General features: G+C 63.6%; 17 protein-coding genes. 10 read left to right on the top strand and 7 right to left on the bottom strand.

The genetic code is table 11. The features are described from left to right. Positions 1-426 precede the first annotated feature (426 nt). Complete coding sequence (locus tag HV675_RS23385; protein WP_175113630.1) at positions 427-819, top strand: hypothetical protein; 393 nt, start codon at positions 427-429, stop codon at positions 817-819. Positions 820-994: 175 nt separating this feature from the next. Next, entirely contained in the window at positions 995-2665 is a 1671-nt protein-coding gene (locus HV675_RS23390) for a multicopper oxidase family protein (RefSeq protein WP_175113632.1), read from the top strand. Between the two features lie 150 nt (positions 2666-2815). On the opposite strand, the gene cspD is transcribed toward HV675_RS23390, so the two are convergent. Beyond that, a complete protein-coding gene (gene cspD, locus HV675_RS23395) occupies positions 2816-3022 on the bottom strand; it encodes a cold shock domain-containing protein CspD (RefSeq protein ID WP_017776809.1) in 207 nt (68 codons plus the stop codon). A gap of 585 nt (positions 3023-3607) precedes the next feature. Between cspD and clpS the strand changes: the two genes are divergently transcribed. Both clpS and clpA read left to right on the top strand, forming a co-directional pair. Then, entirely contained in the window at positions 3608-3922 is a 315-nt protein-coding gene (gene clpS / locus HV675_RS23400) for an ATP-dependent Clp protease adapter ClpS (RefSeq protein ID WP_175113634.1), read from the top strand. After that, positions 3919-6219 (top strand): ATP-dependent Clp protease ATP-binding subunit ClpA, encoded by a 2301-nt coding sequence (gene clpA / locus HV675_RS23405; protein WP_175113636.1) that lies wholly within the window; start codon positions 3919-3921, stop codon positions 6217-6219. The genes clpS and clpA overlap by 4 nt, the downstream gene beginning before the upstream one ends. Positions 6220-6295: 76 nt before the next feature. On the opposite strand, the gene dut is transcribed toward clpA, so the two are convergent. From dut to HV675_RS23435, 6 genes are all read right to left on the bottom strand, one after another. Continuing rightward, positions 6296-6742, bottom strand: a complete 447-nt coding sequence (gene dut, locus HV675_RS23410; RefSeq protein WP_175113638.1) for a dUTP diphosphatase — start codon at positions 6740-6742, stop codon at positions 6296-6298. 71 nt (positions 6743-6813) lie between these two features. Further along, positions 6814-7815, bottom strand: coding sequence for an LLM class flavin-dependent oxidoreductase (locus HV675_RS23415; RefSeq protein WP_175113640.1), 1002 nt, complete (start codon positions 7813-7815; stop codon positions 6814-6816). A 59-nt stretch (positions 7816-7874) separates the two neighbouring features. Beyond that, positions 7875-9074 carry a bifunctional phosphopantothenoylcysteine decarboxylase/phosphopantothenate--cysteine ligase CoaBC gene (gene coaBC, locus HV675_RS23420; RefSeq protein WP_281364118.1) on the bottom strand — a complete coding sequence of 400 codons (1200 nt, stop codon included), beginning with the start codon at positions 9072-9074 and terminating at the stop codon, positions 7875-7877. Between the two features lie 280 nt (positions 9075-9354). Further along, positions 9355-9855: a signal peptidase II gene (gene lspA / locus HV675_RS23425; RefSeq protein WP_175113644.1), complete on the bottom strand. Its 501-nt coding sequence runs from the start codon at positions 9853-9855 to the stop codon at positions 9355-9357. Then, positions 9855-12692 carry an isoleucine--tRNA ligase gene (ileS, locus tag HV675_RS23430; RefSeq protein WP_175113646.1) on the bottom strand — a complete coding sequence of 946 codons (2838 nt, stop codon included), beginning with the start codon at positions 12690-12692 and terminating at the stop codon, positions 9855-9857. Before ileS ends, lspA begins: the two co-directional genes overlap by 1 nt. A 263-nt stretch (positions 12693-12955) precedes the next feature. Beyond that, a complete protein-coding gene (locus tag HV675_RS23435) occupies positions 12956-13969 on the bottom strand; it encodes a bifunctional riboflavin kinase/FAD synthetase (protein WP_175113648.1) in 1014 nt (337 codons plus the stop codon). Positions 13970-14135: 166 nt separating this feature from the next. On the opposite strand from HV675_RS23435, the gene purN reads away from it, so the two are divergent. From purN to nadC, 6 genes are all read left to right on the top strand, one after another. Beyond that, entirely contained in the window at positions 14136-14822 is a 687-nt protein-coding gene (purN, locus tag HV675_RS23440) for a phosphoribosylglycinamide formyltransferase (RefSeq protein WP_175113650.1), read from the top strand. Beyond that, positions 14819-16078, top strand: a complete 1260-nt coding sequence (locus HV675_RS23445; protein ID WP_175113652.1) for an RsmB/NOP family class I SAM-dependent RNA methyltransferase — start codon at positions 14819-14821, stop codon at positions 16076-16078. The genes purN and HV675_RS23445 overlap by 4 nt, the downstream gene beginning before the upstream one ends. A 34-nt stretch (positions 16079-16112) precedes the next feature. Further along, a complete protein-coding gene (locus HV675_RS23450; RefSeq protein ID WP_175113654.1) occupies positions 16113-17465 on the top strand; it encodes a mechanosensitive ion channel family protein in 1353 nt (450 codons plus the stop codon). A 242-nt stretch (positions 17466-17707) separates the two neighbouring features. Beyond that, on the top strand, positions 17708-18904 hold the full coding sequence (locus tag HV675_RS23455; RefSeq protein ID WP_175113656.1) for a DesA family fatty acid desaturase: 1197 nt from the start codon (positions 17708-17710) through the stop codon (positions 18902-18904). Between the two features lie 138 nt (positions 18905-19042). Further along, positions 19043-20182 (top strand): quinolinate synthase NadA, encoded by a 1140-nt coding sequence (nadA, locus tag HV675_RS23460; RefSeq protein WP_377700621.1) that lies wholly within the window; start codon positions 19043-19045, stop codon positions 20180-20182. Then, positions 20182-21087 (top strand): carboxylating nicotinate-nucleotide diphosphorylase, encoded by a 906-nt coding sequence (gene nadC, locus HV675_RS23465; RefSeq protein WP_175113658.1) that lies wholly within the window; start codon positions 20182-20184, stop codon positions 21085-21087. The genes nadA and nadC overlap by 1 nt, the downstream gene beginning before the upstream one ends. The last annotated feature ends 113 nt before the right edge of the window (positions 21088-21200 follow it).

The raw sequence follows: 21200 nt of genomic DNA on the forward strand, positions 1-21200 counted from the left end.
CAATCCCTTTAATGATTTCTCGATACCGGGCGAATAAAATAAACCCGCACCGTGGGTGGTCTCCAACTGTGTTCGGGCCAAGGCTCGAGGAGCAACGGCGGATTATCTCATTTTATATCGCTGAAGCAAAATTCGAGTTGCTCCCATAGCATACATTCGGTATTCCTTTTACGTCTTGAAAAGGCCACCCAGCAACGAATTTTATTCGTGTCATCACATAGAAACATTGCACCGTTCGCGGAGACTGAAGGAAAGCGATTTACCTTTGAAAACGTCGCCCGGGTTCTCCGGAAAGGAAGCCTCGTACTTCTTTGCAAACAACGGCATTACGGGTTCGCCCAGCAACGCAGGGGCATTCGCCCAGTCGGCTACGAGGTACGACTACCTGCGCTATCCTTCTCCCGAACCGTTACCGACCACAGGGAAATGACGTCGTTTTTGCGCTTCTTGATCGTGTTGTCGCTCGCCATGCTGACGACCCAAGGCGCTCGAGCGCATGCGCGCGACGATGATCCGCTGCGACTGGTCGTCATATGCGCGCACGAGCAAGTCCTCGGCCGGAGCGAAGAAGCAGCGCGGGTTGAGACGGCTGCGTCTGGTCCGGCGCATTTGGTTTCTGTCGACGACCGGCAACGTGCTTCTCATCATTGCTGCTTATGCTGTATGACCGATTGCGGAGCGCACTGCGCGGCGTTGATGGGCAACTCGCGGTTCTCCACGCACGCAAGCACAAAGGGGCTCGCGCATTCACGCACCGCGCCGCGCTACGCCGGCATCACGCGCGCGCCGCCAGTGCGCCCGCCGATCGATCGCGTCTGACAATCAGACACGTTCGGCGCATGCTGCGCTAAGGTTTCGTCACCAACGAACGCGGACTGCGCTTCAGGCCGGTATCGAATTCCGATGACTTCGACGCGCCTGTCCACACCCATACGAATTTCACGCGAGCGGACGCCGGTCGCGCCCGCCGCGCAATAAACAAGGAATCAGACAGATGATTCGTAGGCAATTTCTCGCGCACGCGCTGCGCGCCGCCGTCGCGTCCGCAGCGGCGTCGATGGGCGCGCGCGGTGCATTCGCACAGCACGCGGGCCACGACATGGACGACATGCCGGGTATGGAAGGCATGGGTGACATGCACGACATGCACAACATGGCCGGTATGCCCGGCATGTCGTCCCCCGCCGCACAGCCAGCGGCCAGCGCGCTCGCCTCGCCGAACGCGCTGCCGGCCGGCGCGCCGCTCGCACCGCTGCGCAAGCTCGCGAATGAAAGCGGCGACCCGGGCACGTTCCGCGCGACGCTCGTCGCTCAACCGGTGAGCCGCCAACTGATGCCCGGCAAGCAGACCTCATTCTGGCTTTACGGCGATGCGGCCAAGGGCCCCATCATCGGCCCGCTGATCGAAGTGCATGAAGAAGATACGGTTGAAATCCGTTTCGTGAACCGCCTGCCGCAACCGTCGACAGTGCACTGGCACGGCTTGCCCGTCCCGCCCGATCAGGACGGCAATCCGTCCGATCCGGTCGCGCCGGGCGAATCGCGCGTCTATCGCTTTACGCTGCCGCGCGGCAGCGCCGGCACCTATTGGTATCACCCGCATCCACACACGATGTCGGCAGGACAGGTGTATCGCGGACTTGCGGGCCCCATCATCGTGCGCGCGGCGGATGATCCGCTCGCCGCGTGGCCCGAACGGCATCTCTTTTTCACGGACCTGAAACTGGCCGCGGACGGGGCAGTCGCGCCGAACGACCTGATGGACTGGATGAACGGCCGCGAAGGCCAGTTCGTGCTGGTCAACGGCGCGCGGCAGCCGCGCATCGTGGTCGCGCGCGACGAGCGCTGGCGAGTCTGGAATGGGTGCAATGCCCGCTATCTGAGACTGTCGCTTGGCGTGAGCTACCCGTTCGCGCAGGTCGGCACCGATGGCGGTCTGCTCGGTGACGCGCGCGACGGACTGACCGAATTGCTGCTGGCGCCGGGCGAGCGCGCGGAGCTGATCGTGCGCGCGGGCCAGTGGCCGTCGCAGACGGCGCTCACGGCTGCCGTCTATGACCGGCGCAAGATGGCGATGACAACCGGCAACATGCACGGCAGCCTCACGCCCGATCCCGCGCGCGTACTCGCCGACGTGCGCTTCGCGCCGGCCGGCGCCGCTGCGGGTGCGGCGCCGACGTCGCACGCGCTTCCTTCACCACTGCGTCCGATCGAAGCATTGCAGCCGCCGGCAGGGGTGGTCGCGACGCAAAAATCCGTGGTCTTCTCCGAAGAGATGGATATGGCAGCGATGCACCGGCCCGACGCGACGATGAGCGAGATGCCGGCGGGGATGAAATTCATGATCAACGGCGCGACCTTCGATGCGTCGCGCATTGCGCTGACGAGCCGTCGCGGCGATATCGAGCATTGGTCGATCGAAAATCGTACCGACATGGATCACCCGTTTCATCTGCACGGCACGCAGTTTCAGATTATCGAGCGCGAGCGGGAGGGTAAGAAGATGCCCGAACCGTTTCTCGCCTGGCGCGATACAGTCAATGTTCGGCCCGGCGAGACGGTGCGTATTGCGACAGTGCAGAAAATGCCCGGCGAGCGGATGTTCCACTGCCATATTCTCGAGCACGAAGATCTGGGGATGATGGCGACGTTGAAAGTGGTTTGATCGCCGGATATAGATGCCGACGCTCGAACCGTGAAGAAAAACGCCAAAGAAAAAACCCGGCATAGGCCGGGTTTCAAAAGCCGTCGGGCTTTAAAACGAGGAACCCGGCGTGAAGCCGGGTTCTTTAAAGGGTACGGGAATCGAACAGGTTCAGGCTGCAGCCTGGATGTTCGATGCCTGTTTGCCTTTGGGGCCTTGCACGACCTCGAAACTCACCTTCTGGCCTTCCTTCAGGGTCTTGAACCCGTTCATCTGGATAGCCGAAAAGTGTGCAAACAGATCCTCACCGCCTTCGTCGGGCGTAATGAATCCGAAACCTTTCGCGTCATTGAACCATTTGACCGTACCAGTTGCCATACCAACTTCCCCTGTAACTCAATCACACGAGCCCTCGAAAAGCCCAACGACCGCAGAATGCAGTCGCTCCTCCTCACAAGCTCACCAACGGCATTTTTTCGTATAGACCGCACGTTGAAAAAAGTGCCAGCTTGATTGTTGAGGCTCTTTATTCGAGTGTCAAGAAAATTTTGAGACGCTATGTGCGCCGTTGTAAAGAACCAATTTCCAGGGTTTTTCCTTCTTTTCTTATGTGCGGTGACCCAAGCGGCGTATCTTGAAAAGTCGCATAATCGACTCACATGCCGCTTGTGGCGGCGCTTTGCAGTCTACCCGCTGCGTGCTGTCCGGCACGGCGCGGGCGAGCTTCACATTCGCTGGCGCAGGTTGTGCGATACTCGTTTCGACAGCGGCCATGAGCCGCACTCTGGAACGAAAGAGGATGTATCGGAGGGCTGGTTCCGCGATCGGCCCCGCGCATTGCGCAAGCGCGACGGGCCAACGCCCGCGGGCCGCGGCCGACGTGATCACCGGCTGTGGCCGGCTGGTCGGCCGGTTGGGTTTTGACAGGATTGCGGGCCTGTCCGAGTTGTTTAGAATGGGTGTATGGCGATTATCCCGGACAAGCAGGACAACACGGTACTGGAGCGGCAGGAACAAAAGCTGAAACCGCCGGCCATGTACAAGGTGGTACTGTTGAATGACGACTTCACGCCGATGGAATTCGTCGTGATGGTCGTGCAGGAATATTTCAATAAAGATCGTGAGACCGCTACGCAGATTATGCTAAAGGTGCATCGCGAAGGCAGGGGAGTTTGTGGGGTCTACACGCGGGACATCGCGTCGACCAAAGTCGAGCAAGTCGTTACCCACGCACGGCAGGCCGGGCATCCGCTGCAGTGTGTGATGGAGGAAGCATGATTGCCCAGGAACTGGAAGTCAGCCTGCATATGGCGTTCATGGAAGCACGCCAGGCACGGCATGAGTTCATAACGGTCGAACATCTTTTGCTGGCGCTGTTGGACAATCCAACGGCCGCCGAAGTGCTGCGCGCTTGCGCGGCCAACATCGAAGACCTGCGTCAGAACCTGCGCAACTTCATTCACGACAACACGCCGACCGTGCCCGGCACGGACGACGTCGATACGCAGCCCACGCTGGGTTTCCAGCGTGTGATCCAGCGCGCGATCATGCACGTGCAGTCCACGTCGAACGGTAAGAAGGAAGTGACCGGCGCGAACGTGCTGGTCGCGATCTTCGGCGAGAAGGATTCGCACGCGGTGTACTACCTGCAGCAGCAGGGCGTGACGCGTCTGGACGTGGTGAATTTCATCTCGCACGGCATCGCGAAGACGAACAGCACGGATGCGGCGAAGGCCAGCGATTCGAACGCCGAGTCCGACGAAGCGGCCGCGCAGAAGGAAACGCCGCTTGCACAGTTCACGCAGAACCTGAACCAGATGGCGAAGGACGGCCGCATCGATCCGCTGATCGGACGCGAAGCGGAAGTCGAGCGCGTCGTGCAGGTGCTGTGCCGTCGGCGCAAGAATAATCCGCTGCTGGTGGGCGAGGCCGGCGTCGGCAAGACGGCGATCGCCGAAGGGCTCGCATGGCGCATCACGCGCGGCGAAGTACCGGATATTCTGGCCGACGCGCAGGTGTATTCGCTCGACATGGGCGCGCTGCTTGCCGGCACGAAGTATCGCGGCGACTTCGAACAGCGGCTGAAGACGGTGCTCAAGGAACTGAAGGAGCGTCCGCACGCCATTCTGTTCATCGACGAGATCCATACGCTGATCGGCGCGGGCGCCGCATCGGGCGGCACGCTCGACGCGTCGAATCTGCTGAAGCCGGCGTTGTCGTCGGGCACGCTCAAGTGCATCGGCGCGACGACCTTCACGGAATTCCGCGGCATCTTCGAAAAAGACGCCGCGCTGTCGCGCCGCTTCCAGAAGATCGACGTGACGGAACCGACGGTCGAACAGACGGTGGCGATTTTGCGCGGCCTGAAATCGCGCTTCGAAGAGCACCATGGCGTGAAATATTCGTCGGGTGCGCTGTCGGCGGCGGCTGAGTTGTCGGCGCGTTTCATCACAGACCGTCATCTGCCGGACAAGGCGATCGACGTGATCGACGAAGCGGGCGCAGCGCAACGCATTTTGCCGAAGTCGAAGCAGAAGCGGACCATCGGCAAGGGCGAGATCGAGGAAATCATCTCGAAGATCGCGCGTGTGCCGGCGCAAAGCGTGTCGCAGGACGATCGCAGCAAGCTGCAGACGCTCGACCGCGACCTGAAAGCGGTGGTGTTCGGTCAGGATCCGGCAATCGACGCGCTGTCGGCGTCGATCAAGATGGCGCGCGCGGGTCTGGGCAAGACCGACAAGCCGATCGGCGCGTTCCTGTTCTCCGGCCCGACCGGCGTCGGCAAGACCGAAGTGGCGCGGCAACTCGCGTTCACGCTCGGCATCGAGCTGATCCGCTTCGATATGTCGGAATATATGGAGCGTCACGCGGTGAGCCGTTTGATCGGTGCGCCGCCCGGATACGTCGGGTTCGACCAGGGCGGACTGCTGACTGAAGCCGTCACGAAGAAGCCGCACTGCGTGCTGTTGCTCGATGAAATCGAGAAGGCGCATCCGGACATCTTCAACGTGCTGCTGCAGGTGATGGATCACGGCACGCTGACCGACAACAACGGTCGCAAGGCGGATTTCCGCAACGTGATCATCATCATGACGACCAACGCCGGTGCTGAGGCGATGCAGAAGTCGACGTTGGGCTTCACGACGCGCCGCGAAACCGGCGATGAAATGGCCGACATCAAGCGGATGTTCACGCCGGAGTTCCGCAACCGTCTGGATGCGACGATCAGCTTCCGCTCGCTCGATGAAGAGATCATCATGCGCGTGGTCGACAAGTTCCTGATGCAGCTGGAAGACCAGTTGCATGAGAAGAAGGTCGACGCGCTCTTCACCGACGGGTTGCGCGCGCATCTCGCGAAACACGGTTTCGATCCGCTGATGGGCGCGCGTCCGATGCAGCGTCTGATTCAGGACACGATCCGTCGCGCATTGGCCGACGAACTGCTGTTCGGCAAGCTGATGAACGGTGGCCGTGTCACGGTCGACGTCGATCAGGAAGAGAAAGTGCAACTGACTTTCGACGAGCAGTCGCTGCCGCCGCGTAATCCGAATCCGGAAGCGGTCGAAGTGGACTGAAGTCGGGTCGCTTCAAGGTAAAACGGCGCGGGTTAAAACCCCGCGCCGTTTTTTTATGGCGAGCCACTCAACATCATCAATGCTTGCCGGTACTCCCAAATCCGCCGTCGCCGCGTTCGCTCGCGACAAACTCATCGACGATATTGAACTGCGCCTGCACGACCGGCACGATCACGAGTTGCGCGAGCCGTTCCATCGGGTTAAGCGCAAATGTAGTCTGGCCGCGGTTCCATGTTGAGATCATCAACTGGCCCTGGTAATCCGAGTCGATCAAGCCCACCAGATTGCCAAGCACGATGCCGTGTTTGTGCCCAAGGCCCGAGCGCGGCAGGATCAACGCCGCATAGCCGGGGTCGCCGACGTGCACCGCGAGCCCCGTCGGTATGAGCGCCGTATCGCCCGGATGAAGCGTGAGCGGTTCATCGAGACAGGCGCGCAGGTCGAGCCCTGCGCTGCCCGGCGTGGCGTAAGCCGGCAGATAGTCGCGCATCCGCGCATCGAGAATCTTCAGGTCGAGTTTCATGCAGGTTTGGTTGCTGTTTCGGATTGGAATTCGATCATTCGACAAGGAACGTCGCGACCTGGCGGCCAAGGTCAGCGGCCGAGCTCGAACGCATCGGCGAGCAGTTCGTACGACCGCAGCCGCGCCTCGTAACTGCCTGCGACGGTGAGCACGATCAGTTCGTCGGCATCGAACTGCTCCTGCAACGCGTGCAGACGTTCGGTCACCGTCTGCGGCGTGCCGATGATGCTGCGCGGTTTCTCGCGGTCGATGATCAGCTGTTCGCGCGCGCCGTACTCCTGCGCGACACCTTGCGCAATTGACGGAATCGGCGCATTCAGCCCATACGCCATTTGTACGCGACGCAGATCGACGGCTTTTTCGAGCTCCGCGGCTTCGCGCTCGGTGTCCGCGCAGATCACGAACACGGCGGCCGCAAGATAGGGTTTCGCTTCATGGCTCGCCTGAAAGCGTTCGCGATACGCGTGCGCAACCGTATGCCCGAAATGCGCATTGATGAAGTGCGCAAACGAAAAGCGAATGCCGAGTTGCGCGGCCAGCATGCCGCCGAAGTCGCTCGAACCGAGCATCCACAGTTGCGGACGCGTGTCGATTTGCGGCTGCAGGAGCACGCCGTACGCGAGGTGGTCGGAAGGCAGCGTGCCGTTCATCAAGCCGACCAGATCGGCCACCTGCTGCGGGAAGATATCGCCGCGGTTGTACGTGCCGGACGCGACCGCCTGCGCGGTGCGCATGTCGCCGCCCGGCGCACGTCCGACGCCGAGATCGATGCGATTCGGAAACAGCGCTTCCAGCATCAGGAACTGCTCGGCGATCTTGAACGGACTGTAGTACGGCAGCATCACGCCGCCCGAGCCGATGCGAATGCGCTTCGTCACGCTGCCCAGACGCGCCAGCATCACTTCAGGACAAGGGTTCGATACACCGCGCAAACCATGATGCTCGGCGCACCAGTAGCGTGTGTAGCCGAGATCGTCGGCGAGTTGCGCGAGTTCGACCGTTGCGGCAATCGCATCGGCCACCGAGTGTCCGTCGATCACGGGCGTCTGATCGAGCACGGAAAGTAGCGTCATGACAGCAGTGCTCCCAAATAGCCAGAGTGTCGATACGCGAAGCGGGCGGCGGCCGGCGCCTAGCCGATCAGGCTCGCGTCCGGCAGACGCCGCGCGATCTCGGCAATCAACGCACGCGCGATTGCCTGTTTGCCGGCGCGCGGCAGCCGGGTGATGCCCGCCGCTTCGAACAGCGCGACTTCGTTGTCGTCGAGGCCGAAGGTCAACGGGCCGAGGTTGCCGACCAGCAGCGGCACATTCTTGCGTACGCGCTTTTCTTCGCCATGCACGTCGAGGTCGCCGCTTTCCGCGGCAAAACCGACGCAATATGGCGGATGCGTCAGATTCGCGACCGACGACAGGATGTCCGGATTCTCGACGAATGTGAACGCCGGCACCGCACGGTCGGCCGTCTTCTTGATCTTGTGCTCGCTGACATGATCCGCGCGCCAGTCCGCGACGGCGGCTACGCCGATGAAGATGTCGTAGTCCGCCACTGCGCGCATCACCGCGTCGTGCATCTGCTGCGCAGTCTGCACGTCTTCGCGATGCACGCCCCATGGCGTATCGAGCGCGACCGGGCCGGCGACGATATGCACGTCCGCGCCCGCCTGTTGCGCGGCGCGCGCGAGCGCGAAGCCCATCTTGCCGCTCGAGCGGTTCGTGATGCCGCGCACCGGGTCGAGCGGTTCGAAGGTCGGGCCGGCGGTCAGCAGCACGCGCCGGCCGGCGAGAATCTTCGGCTGGAAGAACGAGACGATTGCCTCGTAGGTGGCCTCCGGCTCGAGCATGCGTCCGTCGCCGGTTTCGCCGCACGCCTGTGCGCCGGAGTCGGGCCCGAGCACCTCTACGCCGTCGCCGCGCAGGAGCGCGACGTTGCGCTGCGTCGCCGGGTGGGTCCACATCTGCCGGTTCATTGCGGGCACCACCAGCAGCGGGCAGTCGCGCGCGATGCAAAGCGTCGACAGCAGATCGTCGGCTAATCCATGCGCAAGCTTCGCGAGAAAATCGGTCGATGCGGGCGCGATTACGATCGCGTCCGCTTCGCGCGACAGATCGATATGCGGCATATTGTTCGGAATGCGCGCGTCCCACTGGCTCGTGTAGACCGGGCGGCCGGACAGCGCCTGCATCGTGACCGGCGTGATGAACTGCGTGGCCGCGTCGGTCATCGCGATCTGCACGGTCGCGCCGGCCTTGACCAGCAGGCGCGTGAGCTCGGCGATCTTGTAGCACGCGATGCCGCCTGTCATGCCGAGCAGCACGTGCTTGCCGGCCAGTTCACCGCTCGCCGCGGCAGGCGCGAAGCCGGCCGCGGATACATCCGCGGAATCTTCGGCGGCGATACGCGTTGGCGGGTCGCTGGCTTCAGCGTTAGCCGCTTTCACGGTCGACGCGCCGCGCGCATCATGGGTCAGCTTGCTTGCCACCTGAAGTCTCCGACTAAACATGACGCCGGGGGCGTCGCTCACCTGACGCCAATGCGCGACGTCGATTCGCGACGTGCGCGCCCTGGCGCAAACCTCCGACTCAAATCCGGCACCGCCCCGAATCGCACCGTCAGCGCGCGCCGCGCACGCGCCGCAATTCGTCGATCACGAGCAGCACCGCGCCGATCGTGATCGCACTGTCGGCGAGATTGAACGCCGGCCAATGCCAGCGGCCGACGTGGAAATCGAGAAAGTCGATCACGTGGCCGTACATCAGCCGGTCGATCACGTTGCCGAGCGCGCCGCCGAGAATCAGCGCGAGCGCCGTGCAAAACATCTTCTGCGTGCCGTGACGCTTGAGCAGATAGCAGATCACCAGCGCCGCGACGATGCCGAGCAGCGTAAACGCCCAGCGTTGCCAGCCGCCCGCCATTGCGAGAAAGCTGAACGCGGCGCCGCGGTTGTACACGAGCACCAGATTGAAGAACGGTGCGATCACATGCGCTTCGCCATACGCGAACACTTTCGCAATGGCGATCTTGGTCAACTGATCGGCGAGAATGACGATCAGCGCGACGCCGAGCCATGGCGCGAGCGACCCGCTGGCGGATTTCGACAGGCTTCTGGACATTATGCCGCGCTCCTTGCTTCGCCGTTGCCGAACAGATTGCTGACGCAGCGGCCGCACAGCGTCGGATGCTCGGCGTGTGCGCCGACATCCGCGCGATAGTGCCAGCATCGCTCGCACTTCAGATACGTCGACGCGATCACCTCGACGCCTTCTTCCGCCTCGCTTGCCACCTTGACGACTTTTGCCGCCGACGTGATCAGCACGAATTTCAGGTCGTCGTGGAGACTCGCGAGCGCGTCGTAACGCGCACCGCTCGCGCGCAGTTCGACTTCAGCCTGCAGCGACGAGCCGATCAGATTCGCGACACGCGCCTCTTCGAGCGCCTTCGTCACATCGCCGCGGACCGCGCGCAGCAGCGTCCACTTATCGAGCAGCGCGGCGCTGTCCGGCACAATCGGATACGCGTGATAGGTCTCGGTGAAGATGGTTTCGCTGTGCGGCTGGAATACCTGCCACGCTTCCTCGGCGGTGAACGACAGGAACGGCGCCATCATCCGCAGCAAGCCGTGCGCGATGTGATACAGCGCGGTCTGTGCGGAACGGCGCGCGGCGGAGTTTGGCGCGCTCGTGTACAGACGGTCCTTCAGCACATCGAGATAAAAGCCGCCGAGGTCTTCCGAGCAGAACGTCTGCAGCTTCGCGACGACCGGGTGGAATTCGTACCGGTCATAGTGCGCGAGGATATCGGTTTGCAGCGCCGCCGTCAGCGCTACCGCATAGCGGTCGATCTCGAGCCATTCGCCGGCCGGCTGCGCATGCTGCGCGAAATCGAAATCCGACAGGTTGGCGAGCAGGAAGCGCAGTGTATTGCGGATGCGCCGGTAGCTTTCGGTGACCCGCTTCAAGATTTCCTCGGAGATCGCGAGCTCGCCCGAATAGTCGGTCGACGCGATCCACAGGCGGATGATTTCCGCGCCGAGGCGATTCGCGACTTCGTGCGGATCGATGCCGTTGCCGAGCGACTTGCTCATCTTGCGGCCTTCGCCGTCCACCGTGAAGCCGTGCGTGAGCAGCGCGTTGTACGGCGGCCGGCCGTCGAGCATCGACGCGGTCAGCAGCGACGAGTGGAACCAGCCGCGGTGCTGGTCGGAGCCCTCGAGGTACAGGTCGGCGGGGAACTGCAGTTCATCCTTGTGCGAGCCGCGCAGCACATGCCAGTGCGTGGTGCCCGAATCGAACCAGACGTCGAGCGTGTCGCGGTTCTTTTCGTACAGGTTCGCGTCGTCGCCGATCAATTCGCGCGGGTCGAGCGATTGCCACGCCTCGATACCGGATACCTCGACGCGCTTCGCGACTTCCTCGAGCAGCTCGAGCGTGCGCGGATGCAGTTCGCCGGTTTCCTTGTGCACGAAGAACGCCATCGGCACGCCCCATTGGCGCTGACGCGACAGCGTCCAGTCCGGGCGGTTCGCGATCATCGAGAACAGGCGCTGCTTGCCCCACGACGGATAGAACGCGGTCGCTTCGATGCCTTCGAGCGCGGTTTCGCGCAGGGTCTTGTCCGTATCGCGCGGCTTCACGTCCATGCCGGCGAACCATTGCGACGTCGCGCGGTAGATGATCGGCGTCTTGTGGCGCCAGCAGTGCATATAGCTGTGCGTGTACTTCTCGCTGCGCAACAGCGTACCGGCCGCGCGCAGCGCATCGACGATCTTCGGGTTCGCGACCCAGATCGATAGCCCGCCGAACAGCGCAAGCGATTCGATATAACGGCCGTCGCCCATCACCGGGTTGATGATGTCGGAGTCCGCCATGCCGTGCGCCTTGCACGACACAAAGTCTTCGACGCCGTAGGCCGGCGACGAGTGGACGATACCGGTGCCGGTGTCGGTGGTCACGTAGTCGCCGGGATAAACCGGCGACGTGCGCTTATACCCCGGGTGTGCGGACGACAGCGGATGATGAAAACGCAGGTTCGCGAGCTTCGCGCCCGGCGTGGTTGCGATGACGCGGCCTTGCAGCTCGAAGTCCTTCATGCACGCTTCGACGCGCTCTTCAGCGAGAATCAGCAGGCCGCGTTGCGTATCGACGAGCGCGTACACGACTTCCGGATGCACATTGAGCGCCTGGTTCGCCGGGATCGTCCACGGTGTGGTGGTCCAGATCACGATGCCGCCGTCGGCGCGCGGCAGCGCGGGCAAGCCGAACGCCTGCGCGGTCCTGTCGGGCTCCGCGAAGGTGAACAGCACGTCGATCGTCGGATCGGTCTTGTCCTTGTACTCGACTTCCGCTTCCGCGAGCGCCGAGCCGCAGTCGAAGCACCAGTTCACCGGCTTCAGGCCGCGAAACACGTAGCCTTTTTCCATGATCTTCGCGAGTGCGCGGATTTCCCCGGCTTCGTTCGCGAAGTTCATCGTCTTGTACGGATTGTCCCAGTCGCCAAGCACACCGAGGCGCCGGAAGCCCACCTTCTGCTTCTCGATCTGCTCGGTCGCATAAGCGCGCGCCTTCTGCATCACTTCGGCGGCCGGCAGCGATTTGCCGAACTGCTTTTCGATCTGGATTTCGATCGGCATGCCGTGGCAATCCCAACCTGGCACGTAGACCGCGTCGAAGCCCGCCATATTGCGCGCCTTGACGATCATGTCCTTCAGGATCTTGTTCACTGCGTGACCAAGATGGATGTCGCCGTTCGCATACGGCGGCCCGTCGTGCAGGATGAACTTTTTGCGACCGTTGCTGGCCGCGCGGATCTTCTCGTAGATCTTGCGTTCCTGCCAGTCCTTGACCCATTGCGGCTCGCGTTTGGGCAGATCGCCGCGCATCGGGAACGGCGTATCCAGCAGGTTGACCGGATACTTGGCTTGAGGTTTCGAATCGGCTTTCTTGTTGCTCATGGTGACGTAGCGATGAATACGGTTGGCGCGGGTTCGCGCGACAGGTGCAACGCGGCTCGTGTGCCTCGGGGGGCCGTCGGGTGTGTCCGGCGGACTGTGCCGGATTGGCTCACGCCCCCGGTTCACCCCCTTCGTTCCCACCTGTCCGGTTTGCCCGCGATGCTTGTGCGGCGTGTGCACGACGCCGCCGTGTGCGGCGCGTACTGACGATGCAGGCGGCCCCGGCGATGCGCGCAGCGCCGCGCGCACGCACCGCGGCCGTTTTATCTAATTCGGTCGGTAGCCGACGTCGAGAAGCCCGTCGACCGGCTGCCGGGCGCGCCTTCCGCCACGGCGCCCGGCGCGCCGAGTGCCGCGAACCACGCGCGGGCATTCGTCACATCGCGCGCGATGGCCGCGGACAGGGTTTCGAGGTCGACAAACTTTGCCTCGTCGCGCAACTTCTTCAGAAACTCGACGCGCACGAGTTTGCCATACGCGTCGCCATGCCAGTCGAGCAAATGCACTTCGAGCAGCACGCGGCCGGAATCGTCGACGGTCGGGCGCAGACCGAGGCTCGCGACGCCGGGCAGCGGTTCGGCTTCGACGCCGTGCACGCGCACGACGAAAATGCCCGACAACGCGGGGCGCTTGTGCGCGATCGGCAGGTTCAGCGTCGGGAAGCCGAGATCGCGGCCCAGCTTCAGCCCGTGCGTGACGTGCCCGCTGATCAGATAGTCGCGGCCGAGCGCCGCGCGCGCCGCATCGAGGTCGCCCGCGACCAGCGCCGCGCGCACGCCGGAGCTGGAAATGCGCGCGCCGGATGGATCGGCCACCGTCTGCATCTGCTCGACTTCGAAGCCGAAGCGCTCACCGGCTGCTTTCAGCGATGAAAAATCGCCGGCGCGCCTGGCGCCATAGCGGAAATCGTCGCCGATGATCACCCAGCGCGCGTGCAGCCCGTTGACGATAATCCGCTCGACGAACGCGTCCGGCGACTGGCTCGCGAAGCGCTGGTTGAAGTGCTCGACCACGACGCGGTCGACGCCGTTCATGCGCAGCGCCTCCAGCTTGTCGCGCAGCATCGCGATACGCGGCGGCGCGCCGGCCGGGTTGAAGAATTCGCGCGGGTGGGGTTCGAAGGTCATCACGCAGACGGGCAGCCCGCGTGCATCGGCGGCCGCGCGCACGTGCGCGAGCAACGCTTGATGTCCGCGGTGGACACCGTCGAAGTTGCCGATAGTGAGCGCGCAAGGCGCGCGGCTTTCGGCATTGGGAAGACCCCGAAAAACTCTCACGATAGCGGGCGCTGGTGGATACCGGTGGCTGGTTCGGCAGGTGCTGCGATAGAGAAGCGATCAATGAAGCGGGACGGATTCCCGCAAAACACACGATTATAAACGGTCGGGGCCGCCAGCGGCGGCGCGGCGCGGGCCGCGCGGTGCCGGATGATAAAATCCGCGGATGAAAAAACTCGTCATTCTGATTTCCGGACGGGGCAGCAACATGCAGGCGATCGTGCGCGCGTGCGCCAGCGAGCGCTGGCCGGCGCAAGTCGCGGCCGTGATTGCCAACCGTCCGGACGCCGCCGGGCTGCAGTTCGCCGCATCACAACGCATTCCCACCGCGGTGGTCGACCACCGCGCGTTTCCCGACCGGGCGTCGTTCGACGCCGCGCTCGCCGATACGATCGACGGCTACGCGCCGGATCTGCTGGTGCTGGCCGGCTTCATGCGCGTGCTGACCGATGGCTTCGTCGAACGTTACGCGGGCCGGATGCTGAACATCCACCCGTCGCTGCTGCCGTGCTTTCCGGGCTTGAAGACGCATCAGCAGGCGCTCGACGCCGGCGTGTGCGTGCATGGCGCGTCGGTGCATTTCGTCACGCCGCGGCTCGATCACGGGCCGATCGTTGCGCAGTCCGTGGTGCCGGTGCGTGCCGGCGACGACGCAGCGGCGCTCGCCGCGCGCGTGCTGGCCACCGAACATCTGATCTACCCGCGCGCGGTGCGCTGGTTCGTCGAAGGGCGCCTCGCGCTCGCCGGCGAGCGCGTCACGCTGACGCCGCCCGAACCGCAGGCATTTTTCTTCGACGACACCGGTCGCGCCACGCTGGCGGCTGACAACAACGCCACCGCGGAGGACGCATGAGGCTGCATGGTTTCCTGATTGGTCAGAGCGAGACATTGCTCGCAGAAGTATTGAAATTTGAAGGTCCGGCGGACGCGGCGACAAGCCGCTTCTTTCGCGCCCATCCGAAGCTCGGCCACGGCGAGCGCGGCGTGATCGCCGAAGCGGTGTTTGCGGTGCTGCGCCGGCGCATGGAATTCGCACACCTGGCCGAAAGCGGCAGCGGCAGTCCGGTGCGCCGGCTCGTGCTGCTCGGCCTGATGCAAACGGCGGGCCGTACGGCGCTCAAGCCGTTCGTCACCGAAGCGGAAGGCGAATGGCTCGAGCGGGTCTCGAAGATCGACCCGGCCAGCCTGCCGCAGCGTATCCGGATGAATCTGCCGGACTGGATCTACGAGGCGCTCGCGAAGCGTTTCGAGCCGCAGGAGCTCGTGCAACTGGCGGCCGCGCTGAACTATCCGGCGCCGCTCGACTTGCGCGCGAACCCGATGAAGGCGAGCCGCGACGATGTGTTGCAAGCGCTGTCGAAGGCCGGTATCGAAGCCGCCGCGATGCCGTTCGCGCCGCAGGGTGTGCGCGTGGCCGGCAAGCCGCCGCTCACCAAACTCGATGCGTTCCAGAACGGCTGGGTCGAGGTGCAGGACGAGGGCAGCCAGCTGTTGTGCGCGCTGGTGGCGCCGCGGCGCGGCGAGATGATCGTCGATTTCTGCGCGGGCGCGGGCGGCAAGACACTCGCGCTCGGCGCGATGATGCGCTCGACCGGGCGTCTGTACGCGTTCGACATTTCCGAGCGGCGTCTCACGAAGCTCAAGCCGCGTCTCGCGAGAAGCGGCCTGTCGAACGTGAACCCGGTGCTGATCGATAGCGAGCACGATGCGAAGATCAAGCGCCTTGCGGGCAAGATCGACCGCGTGCTGGTCGATGCGCCATGCAGCGGCCTCGGCACACTGCGGCGCAATCCGGACCTGAAGTGGCGGCAGTCGCCCGAGTCGATCGGCGAGCTCACGCCGAAGCAGACGTCGATTCTCGCGAGCGCGGCGCGCCTCGTGAAGAAGGGCGGCCGGCTCGTCTACGCGACCTGCAGCATTCTCGAAGCGGAGAACGAAGCGGTGGTGACGCAGTTCCTCGCCGATCATCCGGATTTCGCGCTGGTCCCCGCGCGCGACGTGCTCGCGGAACAGCGCATCGAGCTGGACAGCGGCGACTATCTGTCGCTCTGGCCGCACCGGCATGCGACCGACGGCTTCTTCGCAGCGGTGCTGGAGCGCCGCGACTGACCGCCGACCGGCAGAACGGCATACGAATACAACCATGCAGAATTCCCCGTTCTTCGAGCCGCTGAGCGATTTGCTGCGCGACGTCGGCCAGCGCGCGACGCTCTGGCAGGCCGCCGTGCTGGTCGGCGCGCTCGCGCTGGCGTGGCTCGTCGCGCGGCTGTTGCGCCGTACGCTCGATGCGCGGCGCGATACGCGCTATCAGGCGTTGCGCTTCGGCGCCGAAGCGCTGAACCGCGCATTCTTTCCGCTGATCGGCGCGTTCTTCGTGTGGATCGCGCGCGCGATCGTGAGCCCGTTTATCCATACGTCGCTGCTCGATCTCGCGCTGGTGCCGCTGGTCGGCATCGGGCTGATCTATATCGTGTTCTTTTTCGCGCGGCGCGTGTTCGGCCGCGACGGGCAGGCACACACGTGGCTCGTGCTGGTCGAACGGATCGTGTCGCTCGTCGTGTGGACCGGCATGGTGCTGACGGTGCTGGGCATCCAGGGCACCGTGCTCGACTGGATGGCCGGCGTGAGCTTCAGGATCGCGAATACCCACATCACGCTGCTGTCGCTGTGCTCGGGGCTGCTGTGGGTTGCCGTGACGATGGTGGTCGCGATGTGGCTCGGCGCCGCGTTCGAAGAACGCGTGATGCGCTCGGCTACGCTCGATGCGAACCTGAAGGTCGTGCTCGCGCGGGTCGGCCGTGCGCTGTTCGTGCTGGCGGCGGTGCTGATCAGCCTGTCGCTGGTCGGTATCGACATCACGGTGCTCGGTGTGTTCGGCGGCGCGCTCGGCGTCGGCCTCGGCTTCGGGCTGCAGAAGATTGCAAGCAACTACGTGTCGGGCTTCATCATCCTGATCGACCGGTCGCTGCGCATCGGCGACACGATCAACGTCGGCGGACTGCAGGGCCAGGTCACGCAGATCCGCACGCGATATACCGTGGTGCGCGGCCTCGACGGCATCGAAACGCTGATTCCGAACGAACGGCTCATCACCGACGTCGTGCAGAACCAGTCGTCGTATCTGACGCGCGGGTATCTGAAGGCGAACCTGCAAGTCGCGTATGCGAGCGACGTCGAGCAGGCGATGGCGCTGCTCACGCAGGCGGCGACGGGCGTCGAGCGTGTGCTGCAGGAGCCGGCGCCGGCCTCTTATCTGATCGGCTTCGGACCGGACGGCATCAATCTCGAGCTCGGCTACTGGGTCGCGGATGCGGCCACCGGCACGTCGGGCGTGCGTTCCGCGGTCAATCGCAATATCTGGCGGCTGTTTGCGGAGCAGGGCATCTCGATTCCGTATGCGCAACGGGAGGTGCGGATCGTCGGAGCAGGCACTGCGGATGCGCAGACTATATCGACAGCCGCGCCGGCTGACAGTGGGTCCGGCGCCGCCGCGTAGCGCCCGCGCAGGCGTTGGTTGATCGCGGCGTTGCACGGGCCGCGCCGCACGAAGCCCACAGGTGGTTTCAGGGCGCCTGGGTAGTGCCCCCAATTGATTCGCCGCAACAAATTTCTTATTTTTTACAACGACTTGGAACCCCATCAAGTAGAATGGCGTCCAATTCGATCGCACGCTTTCACTTTCTTGACATTCGCCTTGAATACTCACGCGGGTGTCGTCCGTTCCACAGGTAAATTGCCTTGCTCAACTCGCTGCTCGACTTCCTCGCCCATGGGCTGCTGCGCTTTTCGTGGTGGCAACTCGTCATTTACACGCTCGTCGTCACGCACGTCACGATTATCGGCGTGACGGTCTATCTGCACCGCTGCCAGGCGCATCGGGCACTCGACCTGCATCCCGCAGTCAGTCATTTCTTCCGTTTCTGGCTCTGGATGACCACCGGCATGCTCACCGGCCAATGGGCTGCGATTCACCGCAAGCACCACGCCAAGTGCGAGACGGAAGAAGATCCGCACAGCCCGCAAACGCGCGGCATCTGGAAGGTGCTGCTCGAAGGCGCCGAGCTTTATCGCGTGGAAGCAAAGAATGAAGAAACGATGCGCAAGTTCAGTCACGGCACACCGAACGACTGGATCGAGCGCAACGTCTATACGAAGTTTCCGATCCTCGGCGTGAGCCTGATGATGGTGCTGAACGTCGCGCTGTTCGGTGTCGTCGGCCTGACCGTGTGGGCCGTGCAGATGGTCTGGATTCCGTTCTGGGCGGCGGGTGTCGTCAACGGTCTCGCGCACTTCTGGGGCTACCGCAACTTCAATTCAGCGGACGCCAGCACCAACATCTTCCCGTGGGGCATCCTGATCGGCGGCGAAGAACTGCACAACAACCACCACACGTACGCCACGTCGGCGAAGCTGTCGAACAAGTGGTACGAGTTCGATATCGGCTGGATGTACATCCGCGTGATGTCGGCGTGCCGGCTCGCAACGGTGAAGAAGGTCGCGCCGACGCCGCGCCTCGGTTCCGGCAAGCTCGTGCTCGATCAGGACACGTTGCAGGCGGTCCTCGCTAACCGTTACGAAGTGATGGCGCGTTACGGCAAGGCGCTCAAGCGCGCGTATCGCCAGGAGCTCGCGCATCTGAAGGAAGTGGGCGCGCGCGAGAAGTATCAGGTGATGCGTGGCGCGCGCAACTGGTTCCACAAGGAAGAAGCGGGCCTCGACGAGCCGCAGAAACGTCAGTTGCCGCAGATCTTCGCGAACAGCCAGAAGCTGCGGACCTATATCGAATTGCGCAACGAACTCGCGGCGATGTGGGAGCGCTCGAATGCGTCTCGCGAGCAGCTGCTTGCGCAGCTGCAGGACTGGTGTCATCGCGCGGAACAGAGCGGCATCAAGGCGCTGCAGGAATTCGCGCTGCGCTTGCGGCGCTACGCCTGACCCGACGAAATCCATTAAACTCTGAGTACGTCACAAACCCCGCGTTGGCGGGGTTTTTCGCATTCTGGGCTTGCGAAATGCACATTCATGAATGACGCGAGTGGCCGCATTTCACGCGCCCCTGTCTGGACTGAGGAAATGATGGATCAGGTAATCAGGACCGTCGAGTACGATCGGCCGCTCGCGCAAGGTACGACCTGTGGCGTCGGCGAGGCGTGGACCAAAGTGCCGCTCGCGCCATCCGCTGAAGAACGGCGCGAGTTGAAGGCGCGCATTCGCGCGTTGCTCAAGCGCGAGAAGGCGGTGCTCGTCGCGCACTATTACGTCGATGCGGAATTGCAGGAGCTGGCGGACGAAACGGGCGGCTGCGTGGCGGATTCGCTGGAAATGGCGCGTTTCGGCCGCGATCACGATGCGCAAACGCTGGTCGTGGCCGGGGTGCGCTTCATGGGCGAAACCGCGAAAATTCTGAGTCCGGCCAAGCGAATTCTGATGCCGGATCTGGACGCGACGTGCTCGCTCGATCTGGGTTGTCCGGCCGATGAGTTCTCGGCGTTTTGCGATGCGCATCCGGACCGCACGGTCGTGGTCTATGCGAACACCAGCGCCGCGGTGAAGGCGCGCGCGGACTGGATGGTCACGTCGTCGATCGGGCTCGAGATCGTCGCGGATTTGCATGCGCGCGGCGAAAAGATCATCTGGGCGCCGGACCGGCATCTCGGCGGTTACATCCAGAAGAAGACCGGTGCGGACATGCTGCTATGGCAGGGCTCGTGTCTCGTGCACGACGAGTTCAAAGGCATCGAACTCGACGTGCTGCGCAGCGAGTATCCGCACGCGAAAGTGCTCGTTCATCCGGAGTCGCCGGAAAGCGTGGTCGCGCAAGCCGATGTGGTCGGCTCGACCACGCAACTGATCGACGCGGCGCAACGGCTCGACGCGACGCATTTTATCGTTGCCACCGACCTCGGCATTCTGCACAAGATGCGTCTTGCGGCGCCCGGCAAGACCTTTATCGAAGCGCCGACCGCCGGCAACAGCGCGACCTGCAAGAGTTGCGCGCATTGTCCGTGGATGGCGATGAACGGTCTCGCCAATCTTGCGGACGTGCTTGAACGCGGCCATAACGAGATTTTTGTCGATGCGGCGATCGGTGAGCGCGCGAAGCGGCCGATCGACCGGATGCTGGATTTCGCCGCGCAACACAAGAAGCGCGTGCAGGCGAGCGGCGACCTCGCGCGCGACGGCGCGCTGTTTTCGAACGTGGGAGCGGCCTGATGGGCGCCAACGAGCAACCGAACTATCTGGGCGATGTGGTATCGCCGCTTTTCGCCGAAATTCGCGCGCAGTACGGCGACGCGTTCGACGCGGCACTGGCTCGCAATGTCGCCGATGCGCTGGCTGAGGACGTCGGCAGCGGCGATGTGACGGGGCGCCTGGTGCCGGCCGACGAGATGCGCGATGCGCGGATCATCGTGCGCGAGGAAGCCGTGCTGTGCGGCGTGATGTGGTTCAACGAAGTGATGCGGCGCGTCGATCCGCGTATCGATGTGCGCTGGCGCTATCGCGAAGGCGACCGGATGACGGCCGACACGACCGTGTGCGCGTTGCGCGGCCCCGCGCGTTCGCTGCTGACTGCCGAGCGCAACGCGATGAACTTCTTGCAGATGTTGTCTGGCGTCGCGACTGCGACGCGGCGTTTTGCGGATGCAATCAGCCATACGCACGCGCAGGTGCTCGATACGCGCAAGACATTGCCGGGGCTGCGGCTTGCGCAGAAGTACGCGGTGCGCGTTGGCGGCGGCGCGAATCAGCGTCTCGCGCTCTACGACGGCATTCTGATCAAGGAAAACCACATTGCCGCAGCGGGCGGCGTGGCCGCCGCGATGGACGCCGCGTTGGCGCTCAACGCCAAAGTGCCGGTTCAGATCGAAGTGGAAACGCTCGAACAGCTCGAAACGGCGCTGGCGCATGGTGCGCGTTCGGTGCTGCTCGATAACTTCTCGTTCGAGGCGATGCGCGATGCCGTGCGGATCACGGCCGGCCGTGCGGTGCTCGAAGTGTCGGGCGGCGTGAACTTCGAGTCGATCCGTACGATTGCCGAAACCGGCGTGGACCGTATTTCGGTCGGGTCGCTGACGAAGGACGTGCGGGCAACCGATTTCTCGATGCGGATTATCTAACCGCTGGCCTCGACCGGCTAGCCGCGCCGGAGTATGCCTGCCACACCAGGCATGATGTTATGTCGACCGCGCGCGGCGCGGGACGTAAAGTAAAAAGCCATCACGCGCGCCGC

Origin of the sequence: Paraburkholderia solisilvae, from assembly GCF_902859875.1 — a bacterium.
In the GTDB taxonomy this organism is placed as follows: domain Bacteria; phylum Pseudomonadota; class Gammaproteobacteria; order Burkholderiales; family Burkholderiaceae; genus Paraburkholderia; species Paraburkholderia solisilvae.

What these genes read in the sequence shown, in the direction of transcription:
- HV675_RS23385 (WP_175113630.1), top strand. Translation starts at nt 427, where the DNA reads ATGACGTCGTTTTTGCGCTTCTTGATCGTGTTGTCGCTCGCCATGCTG.
- HV675_RS23390 (WP_175113632.1), top strand. Translation starts at nt 995, where the DNA reads ATGATTCGTAGGCAATTTCTCGCGCACGCGCTGCGCGCCGCCGTCGCG.
- cspD (WP_017776809.1), bottom strand. Translation starts at nt 3,022, where the DNA reads ATGGCAACTGGTACGGTCAAATGGTTCAATGACGCGAAAGGTTTCGGA.
- clpS (WP_175113634.1), top strand. Translation starts at nt 3,608, where the DNA reads ATGGCGATTATCCCGGACAAGCAGGACAACACGGTACTGGAGCGGCAG.
- clpA (WP_175113636.1), top strand. Translation starts at nt 3,919, where the DNA reads ATGATTGCCCAGGAACTGGAAGTCAGCCTGCATATGGCGTTCATGGAA.
- dut (WP_175113638.1), bottom strand. Translation starts at nt 6,742, where the DNA reads ATGAAACTCGACCTGAAGATTCTCGATGCGCGGATGCGCGACTATCTG.
- HV675_RS23415 (WP_175113640.1), bottom strand. Translation starts at nt 7,815, where the DNA reads ATGACGCTACTTTCCGTGCTCGATCAGACGCCCGTGATCGACGGACAC.
- lspA (WP_175113644.1), bottom strand. Translation starts at nt 9,855, where the DNA reads ATGTCCAGAAGCCTGTCGAAATCCGCCAGCGGGTCGCTCGCGCCATGG.
- ileS (WP_175113646.1), bottom strand. Translation starts at nt 12,692, where the DNA reads ATGAGCAACAAGAAAGCCGATTCGAAACCTCAAGCCAAGTATCCGGTC.
- purN (WP_175113650.1), top strand. Translation starts at nt 14,136, where the DNA reads ATGAAAAAACTCGTCATTCTGATTTCCGGACGGGGCAGCAACATGCAG.
- HV675_RS23445 (WP_175113652.1), top strand. Translation starts at nt 14,819, where the DNA reads ATGAGGCTGCATGGTTTCCTGATTGGTCAGAGCGAGACATTGCTCGCA.
- HV675_RS23450 (WP_175113654.1), top strand. Translation starts at nt 16,113, where the DNA reads ATGCAGAATTCCCCGTTCTTCGAGCCGCTGAGCGATTTGCTGCGCGAC.
- nadA (WP_377700621.1), top strand. Translation starts at nt 19,043, where the DNA reads ATGATGGATCAGGTAATCAGGACCGTCGAGTACGATCGGCCGCTCGCG.
- nadC (WP_175113658.1), top strand. Translation starts at nt 20,182, where the DNA reads ATGGGCGCCAACGAGCAACCGAACTATCTGGGCGATGTGGTATCGCCG.